The 9,859-nt window shown below is 51.8% G+C and carries 11 protein-coding genes; 8 read left to right on the top strand and 3 right to left on the bottom strand.

All coding sequences use genetic code 11. The annotated features are described in order from the left end of the window. Positions 1-61 precede the first annotated feature (61 nt). Positions 62-922: a nuclear transport factor 2 family protein gene (locus tag HC757_RS07200; RefSeq protein ID WP_169563619.1), complete on the top strand. Its 861-nt coding sequence runs from the start codon at positions 62-64 to the stop codon at positions 920-922. A 113-nt stretch (positions 923-1,035) separates the two neighbouring features. Continuing rightward, positions 1,036-1,839, top strand: coding sequence for a DODA-type extradiol aromatic ring-opening family dioxygenase (locus HC757_RS07205; protein WP_169563620.1), 804 nt, complete (start codon positions 1,036-1,038; stop codon positions 1,837-1,839). A gap of 85 nt (positions 1,840-1,924) precedes the next feature. Here the strand turns inward: HC757_RS07205 and HC757_RS07210 are convergent, their stop codons facing one another. Both HC757_RS07210 and HC757_RS07215 read right to left on the bottom strand, forming a co-directional pair. Continuing rightward, positions 1,925-2,368 carry a ribosome recycling factor family protein gene (locus HC757_RS07210; protein ID WP_169563621.1) on the bottom strand — a complete coding sequence of 148 codons (444 nt, stop codon included), beginning with the start codon at positions 2,366-2,368 and terminating at the stop codon, positions 1,925-1,927. A gap of 222 nt (positions 2,369-2,590) precedes the next feature. Beyond that, positions 2,591-3,550 (bottom strand): CPBP family intramembrane glutamic endopeptidase, encoded by a 960-nt coding sequence (locus HC757_RS07215; protein WP_169563622.1) that lies wholly within the window; start codon positions 3,548-3,550, stop codon positions 2,591-2,593. Between the two features lie 299 nt (positions 3,551-3,849). On the opposite strand from HC757_RS07215, the gene HC757_RS07220 reads away from it, so the two are divergent. Both HC757_RS07220 and HC757_RS07225 read left to right on the top strand, forming a co-directional pair. Beyond that, positions 3,850-4,713 carry a helix-turn-helix transcriptional regulator gene (locus HC757_RS07220; protein WP_169563623.1) on the top strand — a complete coding sequence of 288 codons (864 nt, stop codon included), beginning with the start codon at positions 3,850-3,852 and terminating at the stop codon, positions 4,711-4,713. 200 nt (positions 4,714-4,913) lie between these two features. Beyond that, positions 4,914-5,159: a DUF3297 family protein gene (locus tag HC757_RS07225; protein WP_169563624.1), complete on the top strand. Its 246-nt coding sequence runs from the start codon at positions 4,914-4,916 to the stop codon at positions 5,157-5,159. A gap of 254 nt (positions 5,160-5,413) precedes the next feature. Here the strand turns inward: HC757_RS07225 and HC757_RS07230 are convergent, their stop codons facing one another. Continuing rightward, on the bottom strand, positions 5,414-6,295 hold the full coding sequence (locus HC757_RS07230; protein WP_169563625.1) for a LysR substrate-binding domain-containing protein: 882 nt from the start codon (positions 6,293-6,295) through the stop codon (positions 5,414-5,416). A gap of 190 nt (positions 6,296-6,485) precedes the next feature. On the opposite strand from HC757_RS07230, the gene HC757_RS07235 reads away from it, so the two are divergent. From HC757_RS07235 to HC757_RS07250, 4 genes are all read left to right on the top strand, one after another. Further along, entirely contained in the window at positions 6,486-7,682 is a 1,197-nt protein-coding gene (locus tag HC757_RS07235; RefSeq protein ID WP_169563664.1) for an MFS transporter, read from the top strand. Positions 7,683-7,947: 265 nt separating this feature from the next. Next, the gene (locus tag HC757_RS07240) at positions 7,948-8,559 is read left to right on the top strand and encodes a DUF2726 domain-containing protein (RefSeq protein WP_169563626.1); all 612 of its coding nucleotides are present in this window, start codon (positions 7,948-7,950) and stop codon (positions 8,557-8,559) included. A 263-nt stretch (positions 8,560-8,822) separates the two neighbouring features. Beyond that, entirely contained in the window at positions 8,823-9,242 is a 420-nt protein-coding gene (locus HC757_RS07245) for a hypothetical protein (RefSeq protein WP_169563627.1), read from the top strand. A 79-nt stretch (positions 9,243-9,321) separates the two neighbouring features. Continuing rightward, positions 9,322-9,645 (top strand): hypothetical protein, encoded by a 324-nt coding sequence (locus HC757_RS07250; RefSeq protein ID WP_169563628.1) that lies wholly within the window; start codon positions 9,322-9,324, stop codon positions 9,643-9,645. Positions 9,646-9,859: the final 214 nt, after the last annotated feature.

Consider the following 9,859-nt stretch of genomic DNA (forward strand, 5'->3'; position numbering starts at 1 on the left):
CTGCCACCAAAGACGCTCCCGGGCCAAAATATGGCCATGTTCAACCAAGCGAGCCACCAAGATGAAATCAATATCCATCAGCGTCCTGATTGCCACACTCCTGCTGGGCAGCGGCGCCTTTGCCAACGAGGAGTCCACCATGTCGTTATCCAACAGTGAGAAAGCCGTCGCCCTGCTCAATGCCATAGAGACAGGCGATCAGCAGGCCCTGGGCTATGTCGATGCCGCCCGCTATACCCAGCACAATCTGGCCGTTGCCGACGGTCTGGCCGGGTTCGGCGAACTGCTCCAGACCCTGCCGGAGGGCAGCGCCAAGGTCAAGGTAGTGCGGGCCTTCGAGGATGGCGACTTCGTCTTCACCCACACAGACTACAACTTCTTCGGCCCCAAGGTCGGCTTTGACCTGTTCCGCTTCAATGACGGCAAGATAGTCGAGCACTGGGACAATCTCGCGCCCAAGGCCGAACAACCCAACCCCAGCGGTCGCACCCAGCTGGATGGCAGCACGGCATTGACAGATCTGACGCACACAGAGGCCAACAAGGCACTGGTGACTGCTTTTGTCCAACATGTGCTGGTCAATGCCGAATACGACAAGTTGGGCCGGTTCATAGATGGCGAGCAGTATCTGCAGCACAACAGCATGATTGCCGATGGCCTCTCGGGCCTGGCCCAAGCCATAGATGCCATGAAGGCCCAGGGCATCAGCATGGTCTACCATAAAAACCACAAGGTGTTGGGTCAGGGTAACTTTGTGCTCAGCATCAGTGAAGGTGCCTTTGCCGGCGAGCCCACCTCCTTCTACGATCTGTTCCGGGTGGAAAACGGTAAGATAGTCGAGCACTGGGATGTGCTGGAAACCCTGCTGCCCGAAGCCGAATGGAAAAACAGCAACGGCAAGTTCGGTAATCTGTCACGCTAAAGCCATGCCCTGCACGGGATGGGGCGGCAGGCATGAGAGCTCCGCCCCTTGACGTAAACCCAGCTGCCAAGGCAGATATTCATCAGGCACACAATCAACCACAGAGGCACAATATGAGTCAGGGTCAGAGTCACAGCCAGAAAGCCCCCGTCATCTTTATCCCCCATGGTGGCGGCCCCTTGCCGCTGCTCAATGAGCCTGGCCATGGGGAGCTGATAGCTTTCCTTAAGGCGCTGCCCGCAAGTTTCCCGGCACCCGAGGCCATAGTCATCATCAGTGCCCACTGGGAAGAAGAGGTCGCCAGCATTACCTCGGCCGAGGCCCCGGGGCTCATCTACGACTATTATGGCTTTCCCGAGGAGAGCTACAAGATAAGCTACCCGGTCAAGGGGCATCCGCTATTGGCCGAACGCCTCAAGGCGCTGCTGGAACACGCAGGCATAGCCGCCAGGCTGGATGCCAAGCGCGGCCTGGATCACGGCGTGTTCGTGCCGCTCAAACTCATGTACCCAAAGGCCCAGATCCCCTGCGTGCAACTGTCGCTGGTCAAGGGATTGTCTCCGGAGCAGCATATCGCCATCGGCAGGGCCATAGCCGAACTGCGCCGGGAGAATGTGTTGATCCTGGGCTCGGGCTTTTCCTTCCACAACCTGAGAGCCTTCGGCAGCGAACCCGACAGGGACAACCTCGCCTTCGAGGCCTGGCTTGTCGACACCTGCACCGACTCGGCGACCGATGCCAAGAACAAGGCCAGGGCACTGAATGACTGGCAGCTGGCCCCCGGTGCCCGCCATTGCCACCCGCGGGAAGAGCATCTGCTGCCACTGCATGTCTGCTTCGGCGCCGGCGACAATGCCGCCAGCCTCATCTTCGACGGCACTGTGCTTGGCAAGAAAACAGCCGCCTTGCGCTGGTGACATCCCCACGCCTTGCGCCCAGAAGGGCTTGCGGCGCTTGCTGAGCCTGTAAATTGATAATGGGTTTAGCGGCAGCCGGGCCGGGCTAGCCCAGGTCGGTTTGGAACCTAGCCAGTCTGGCCTGGGCGATCGAGCATTGGGTGAGTTGCATCAACTCGCCGAGGGTGACGCCGGGATTGCCTTGGATGAGGCGGGCGAGCTTGGCGTCCAGGGATTCGAGCTTGTCGGCATGGGGCAACAGCCCCTGCTCCAGCTTGTGAATGAGATGCTTTTGGACCAGCTGCTTTTGTTCGAGCTGCTTTTGTTCAAGAGAGTCCGCCCCCGAGTCGGCTCCCCTCAGGGCGGCAATGAGCGCCTGCACCGCCCTCGCCTTGCCACAGAGCGCCCAGTTTCTGGAGCGGCGCACCCTTTTAAGCTCACAATTATGTTGCAGCGCCAGCGTCTGGGCAGCCTTTACCCCCTCCCGGCCTATCCTGTGGATGAGGGAGGGCAGCGCAATGCTGATGGCATCAGTCTGGTCTGGGTTCATGCTGGGCTGGCTTCATGCTTGTTCATGCTGGGTTTATGCTCTGTCAGTTGAGCGCAGGGCTTAGTTGGATTGGTGCAGGCATTGTTTCAGCCGCTCCCCCAAAACTCAAGCTCCAAACTCAAGCTCCACAAAACCAGGCCTCACCCATGCTACATCTCAAGCCGCACTGACACTGACATGACGCCGGCACAGGCAAATTTGCCCATGCATAAGGCCATGAGGTTAATGCCCGGCCACGGCCGCGCGGCGAGTCTTGTTAAGGCAGCGGTAGATCCCCAGCAGGCACATCAGGGTCAGGAGTATCGAGGTGATAACGCTGTCTTCGGGGCCCCCTATGCCGCCGGTCAGCCAAGTGCTCGCCTGACTGTCGAGCCCCAGGTCCAGCACCAGCGGGCGGATATCCAGGGCTATGCCTGTGGTGGGCAAACCAAAACCACAGATGAACAGCCAGTTCCAGCCCGCATGCCAGGCGCAGGAGAACCAGATGCTGCCTGTCTCTATCACTTTCAGGCTCAAATACACGGAAAACACCAAGGTCATGAAGGCAAACAGCACCAGGGTGAGCAGGCTGCGGCTGTCGAAATCAAACCCGGGTAGGTGGATCAGGGTAAAGAGGATGGCGTTGACGGCAATGCCTGTCCACAGGCCATAGCGCTCGGTGAAACGGCTGAACAGATAACCTCTGAAGATAATTTCCTCGGTGAAAGATTGCACGCTGAAGGTCAGCAACAGCAGCAACACGGGCAGCAGACTCATGGCCTGGGTGAGCGTTGGCTGTTCCAGCCGATAACCGCCGGCAAGATAAATAGCGCCGACGATGAACGTCGCCATGCCTATCCCCGTCAGGTAGCCGTGCAAGAGTTTCTTGGGAGTGCCGGGGACACAGCTCAAGCCGATGCTCGCCAATGAACGTCGCTCGAAAAACTTAACCCACAGCAAGACCAGGCAGAGGGAGGCGCTGAATGTCGCCCCCAGGGTGTAGAGAATATTCGGGTAGGTTTCGAAACTGTCGCGATCGATCAACCCAAGCTCCACCATGGGCACCACGGCGAGCATTTGCCCAATGAGGAAACAGGCGAACACCACCAAAGGCATGGCCAGGGGCCAGGTGATTCTGTGTTGTTGACCATGGGGTTCGAACAGGGGGGCAGATAAACCGCCTGTGCTTGTAACTGGCTGCATGATGTGACTTCCTTACTCTAAATGTCCAAAGACCCCGGAGGGCACTTTCGCGTTTGTATTAGCGCTTATGTGTCAGCGCATTTGCGTTGGCAACATTGTTCATCGGCAGTTACAAAGTCGCTATCAGGATCTTGCGGTTATCATGCTATATTCGCGCCCACGTCCTGGTTGACAGCAGCTGGCAAAGTACCGTGCCAATGAGAAAGTCAGGCCCAGGAAACAGAAAAGCCATAGGTGGCAAGAGAAAAGTCATAGCTAATAAGAGAAATGCGATAAGCGATAAGGAGAAGGAGTGCCAAATGCCAGACCATTGCCATAGCAACGCCTTTCACCACGCGGTCACGCCTGTGCTGCAAGTTGACGATATCGCCCATGCCGGGATCACCGCGGGTCACTGGCGGGTCGACAGGCAAGCTGTCGACTATGAGAGGGCCAGCGACCATACCCTGAGTCTCTATCTGGCGGGGGGCGAAGGCAGTTATCGGCTGGACAAGCGTCTGCATAAAGGCGGGCCAGGCTGTGTGTCCATCATGCCCCAGGCCCACAGCAGCCAATGGCATATTGAACAGCCGACCGAGTTCATCCACTGCTATATCAGCGACACAGGACTGAAACAGTTTGCCGCCGGCACCCTCAATCAGGATGTCAGATGTGTCGAACTGCGGGACTTGCTCTACGCCGACGAGCCGCAGCTGCAGCAGTTGATGACGCTGTTTGTGCGGCTGAGCCAAGAGAGCAGTGCCTGTTCGCTGCTGGCACGGGAGCAATGCGCCAACGAGATTTTTAATCGCCTCCTGACGCAACACAATGTGTTTCATCTAAAGAAACAGCAACTCAGCGGCGGCCTGTCCGTGACCCACATGAAGCAAGTCAACGAGATGATCCACAGCCGCCTCGGCACTAAGCTCACCCTGGACGAACTGGCCGGGCGCATACATCTCAGCCCCTTTCATTTTGCGCGCATGTTTAAGATCAGCTTCGGCAGCACCCCGGCGCAGTACATCACCCTGACGCGCCTGAAACAGGCCAGGCAACTGCTCAAAGGCAAAGCCAGCCTGGCCGAAATCAGTCTGCAGACGGGTTTCAGCCATCAGAGCCATATGACCAGCCAATTCAAACAAGCCTACGGCCTCACCCCCGCCCGCTATCGCGCCCTGAGCTAGCCACTAAAACAGAAAGCCACCAAGCCAGAAGCCACTCAGCCACTAAGCCCAGCAAAAAAAGCCCAGAAACAAGAAGCCAAGAAAACCAGCGCTGTGCCACTGCCCCCGGACGCGGCGCATTTTCGCCCTTGAGCAAAAGTGCGCTATTGCCTACAATGGCGCACGATTTTTTACCCTTGACTCAACAAAAGATTAAGACAATGACAGACACTCAAGCACAACCCGCCTTACCGGATCGCCTTTCCGTCAATCCCCGCAGCCCACACCATGTGGCCGCCATCTTCGAGCACGACATAGGCATACTGCTCAACGGCAAAGAAAGATTCGACGTCGAGGAATATTGCATCAGCGAAGGTTGGGTCAAGGTCCCGACAAAATCCCTGGACCGTCGCGGCCAACCCCTGCTGCTAACCATCAAAGGCACGGTTGAAGCCTTCTACCGTTAAGCTGTATCGGTAAGGGCTGGCGCCCTCGAATATGAGATCTGGCGACCTATGCAGTGATGGGCCAAATGCATCCCTGCATAAGGGCCAGTTCGGTATCCTACCTCTCGTTCGTCACGCTGCTTCGCAGCACTCACCCCAGCGGAGCTGATCCTTTTGCACGAATTGTCCTTGGGCTAATTCGAAGGGGATGCTTGTCGTCTGTGGCCTCACTGTTTTTATCAACCCAAGGTGGCCATATATGTCCTTACCGTTTCTTACAACGTTAGCTTTGGCTGAATAAAATCAATAAAAGCCGAGATACGCTTAGCGACGGAAGAAGACTTATAATAAACCGCGTTAACCTGCTCTCTTCCTGGCTTGCTGAATTTTTCGCTTTCCAACAGAGGAATTAAACGTCCTTCGGCAATATCTTTCTTCACCATAAATCCCGATAGGCAAGCAATGCCATTTCCTGCCAAAGCGAGTTGCCGAACCGTTTCCCCATTACTCGATGACATCATCGGTCCTAAATGAGAAAAACCTTTTAAAGGCCAGTCATTTAGTGTCTTAGGGCCAACAAACCCAATAGTGTCATGCAGGGCCAGATCGCTGCTTTTATCGGGAATGCCTCGTTTCGATAAATATTCAGGAGCGGCCACAATATACAAGGGACTTCTACCAAGCGGCCTGGCATGTAGGGTCGAATCACTTAGAGCGCCAATGCGAATAGCTAAATCGGCTTTCTTTTCCAGTAAATCAACAAAACCTTCATTGGAAGTCAACTCCAACTCAATATCAGGATAGGCTTGATGAAATGGCTGAACCAGTGGCACCAGTTGGTGAAAAACAAAGGGGCTGGCAGCATCGACACGTAGACGGCCTTTAGGCAGTTCACCACGCGAGATAATGTCTTCTTCTGCCTGCTGTAATTGCATCAAACTAACACGTACGGATTCCACAAACTGACGCCCTTCATCGGTCAATTCAATACGTCTTGTGGTTCGATTCAAGATGGTGACCCCAAGTTGGCTCTCCACCTTGCTCACGGCTCTTGATACTCGCGCTACCTGTATATCCAGGCTCTCCGCAGCCGCTGAAAATCCGCCGGTATCTACTACGGCGAGCAAAATTGCTAAATCGCCAGATTTTGTTCGCATGCCACCCCCTCAATTTGCATCAAACCACATTCCACTATTGTTGCATTTATAACAAATATCATTTGTAAAAACCTCTGTTTTTAGCAATGACATTTCCACGCAGAATGCCCCATCAAAGCACGGCACGACAACCTAGTGAAATGCTCACTAAATGTTGTTCTTCAGAATCAGACAAGAGAGAGTAATTTATATGCCTTTAGCACTTATCGCGTTGACGCTCAGCGCATTTGCTATCGGAACGACAGAGTTTGTGATTGTAGGACTTATCCCAACTATGGCTTCCGACTTAAATGTATCACTTCCATCAGCAGGACTGCTTGTTAGCCTTTACGCGCTTGGCGTTGCCGTTGGCGCGCCGGTTTTGACCGCGCTGACAGCAAAATGGAACCGCAAACATGTGTTGCTAACCGTCATGTCACTGTTTGTCGTCGGTAATTTACTTGCATGGCAAGCACCCGGCTACAACACCCTGATTGTGGCTCGAATTTTGACCGGTTTGGCACATGGTGTGTTTTTCTCGATTGGTTCAACCATTGCCACTGGCTTGGTGCCAAAAGAGAAAGCAGCGAGCGCCATTGCGATTATGTTTACCGGCCTGACCGTCGCCCTTGTTACTGGGGTTCCTCTGGGTACTTACATTGGTCAAACCTTTGGCTGGCAAGCAACCTTTTTGATTGTGGCTCTATTAGGTTTAATCGCCTTAATTGGCAGTGCTTTTTTAGTGCCAAGCAATCTGAAACAAGCACCAGCGGCCAAGCTATCATCACAACTTAACGTGTTGGCTCAGCCCAGGTTGTTACTGGTTTATGCGATCACTGCACTCGGTTACGGTGGCACTTTTACTGCCTTCACTTTCCTTGCACCAATTTTGCAGCAAGAGTCTGGATTTAGTGCCAATGTGATCAGCTTAATCATGTTGGTTTACGGTGTGTCCGTTGCAGTTGGTAATATTTGGGGCGGCAAAATGGCCGATAAAATGGGCCCCATCAAAGCGCTAACGATTATTTTCTCAGGACTCGCGGCTATCTTGGTGGTGTTCAATTTCACCGCTGTTAACCCTATCGCTGCGGTAGCCACTATCTTAGTTTGGGGGGCATTCGCGTTCGGTAATGTTCCGGGCCTACAAGTGTACGTTGTAAAACTGGCTGAAAAATTTTCCCCTGATGCGGTGGATGTTGCTTCAGGTTTGAACATTGCCGCGTTTAATGTCGGCATTGCACTCGGTTCGTGGGGCGGCGGTTTGATTGTGTCAGAAGTGGGTTTGATGCATACCCCTTGGACCGGTGCGGTGATTGTGCTTGTCGCACTGGCACTGACTCGCTTTAGTGGTCACCTGGATAAGCGCGCCGAGAACCAGTGGACTGAGAAAAGTGTATCAATAAAATAGACACGACTTTTATTAAGCATGAGAAAGACAGGACATATAGGGTCGCCTTGGGTTTAATATTTTGATTTAATAAAGAATATTCAACGTACCGAGGCAACTTATAAGGGCGGGTTCTTGCAGTCTGCGGCGGCATAGGGGTTAACCAACAACTTGGTCATTTGTTGGTTTTTATTCCTATACTTCAATGACCCTGACCCCTTGATTTTTTATGGCGACTAACGGACAGTTGCATACCGGCCGCTATGGCTACACACATGGAAGTACTATGAACACCAACCAGTTAGTCATGATCGCCGCCGCCTTTCTCTTCATCATTCTCGCGCCCTTGTTGATGCGATTGCTGCTGCGATTGCTCGGCTCAAGCACTGAGAGCGGTTATCGATACCGCAAACATAAAACGCTGTTTTCTGCCGCCGAACGCTCGTTTCTCGGGGTACTGGACCGGGCAATAGGCGAACACTATCGTGTGCTGGGCAAAGTGCGCATCGCAGATGTCATCACCCCGGAAAAAGGCATGAGCCGCAAGCACTGGCAGATCGCCTTCAACAAGATCAGCGCCAAACACTTCGACTATCTGCTGTGCGACAAACACACATTGGAGGCTATCGCCGCCATCGAACTGGACGACAACAGCCATAAACACACCAAGACCCAGTCCCGCGACCAACTCATAGCCCAAGCCTGCCAAAGCGCCGGCCTGCCCTTGATCCGCTTCGACGCCAAACGCAGCTATCAACTGGACACGGTACGCAGCACTATCCACGCCGCCCTCCCCTCCGGCCTACAGCCAGCTTTCGCCAACGAGACACAAGCAGCCCAAGCGGCACCAATCGCCCAAGAAACCAGCCCGCAGACACTGACAGTCGACAAAACCTGAGCAACCCAAGGACAGCTTGATACAAGTCATTATTTTTGAAGAAAAATGTGATATTTCATATTGAGTACGCCATACAAAATAGGTTAAGGTGTAACCAATGAGGGAAAACGGGGTAGGCTCATACTCAATCAGCGAGCACGCCATTTAGGGAAGAAGAAGCCAATCAAGATGTGCATCCAAAGCCCTAAAAGTGAACTCTGACCCCATTTGTTGATTCGACTTATGACCTGGTTTATTTATTGGCAGTTCAAGGATAAAAAATAATGCAAAACATAGAGCTATTTAACTTGGCAGCTAAAGAAATACTTGGTATGTGCTACGAGTCTTTCCCTAACCGAGTACAATTCGATAGCTATAAAATAACAAACAAGGTTGTAAACTACTATGATCATTCGGAGTTAAATGCAGGAAAGGCAGAAGAAATATCAAAAGTCTGTCATTCAACTGCAGAATGGTTAGAACAAGCAAATTATATTTGGGTTCGTATGAAAGCTGGTAATGAGTTTCACTCTGTCACATTGACCCCTAAAGCATTTGAATTGCTTAATTTAATGCCTGAATCTCTAAAAATTCAAGAATCATTAGGAAGCGTTCTAATGAAAGGTGCAAAGACAACAGCGAAAACAGGTGCGTTAGCCGCTGTTAAAGTTCTGTTTTCTGAAGGTGTAAAAATGATCAACTAAGCATTAGCTAAACATCATTATTTACTTTCCTTACTTGTTATAAAGATTAATATTAAATAGATGAAAAGGAGTGAAACGTATGCCATTCAAGTCGAACATGAAAGAACTAGCCAAGCTTAAAAAAAATTTAGAGAGTTTAGGTAACACACATGAGGTTGGATTAAGTGAAATCATGACACCAGAATTTATATCAGGATGTTCTGCTTTCTCAGGACTAAACGAATTATTTAGTGCAAGTGGTTTCAAAGTTGAAAGTGCGAAAGACTTTAAAGCAATACCAGATGATGAATGGGAATATTTTATTATCAACAACACCACTTTTGACTCATGGGTTGACATGCAAAAATCTGCTTTAGATAAGTATACGAAATCTGAGATAAATGAAGGATTGAAAAAAGGCTAGCAAATATTTTAATAAACTGGAATAAGTGTGATCAAAGCAAAAGACAGGACAGGCAAAACATTTCCAAGAGCCAAATCAACCAAACCCGGTAGTGTTCATAATTCTGTGTCATTTCATTAAACTACGACAAAAAGAGATGACACATGACCAAACCAACTTTCGATATGGAAGCCGCTATTCAGGCTTTGCGTGATGGTAAAGACCTGACCGGTAA

This window comes from Shewanella salipaludis, from assembly GCF_012911865.1.
Taxonomy (GTDB): Bacteria; Pseudomonadota; Gammaproteobacteria; order Enterobacterales; family Shewanellaceae; genus Shewanella; species Shewanella salipaludis.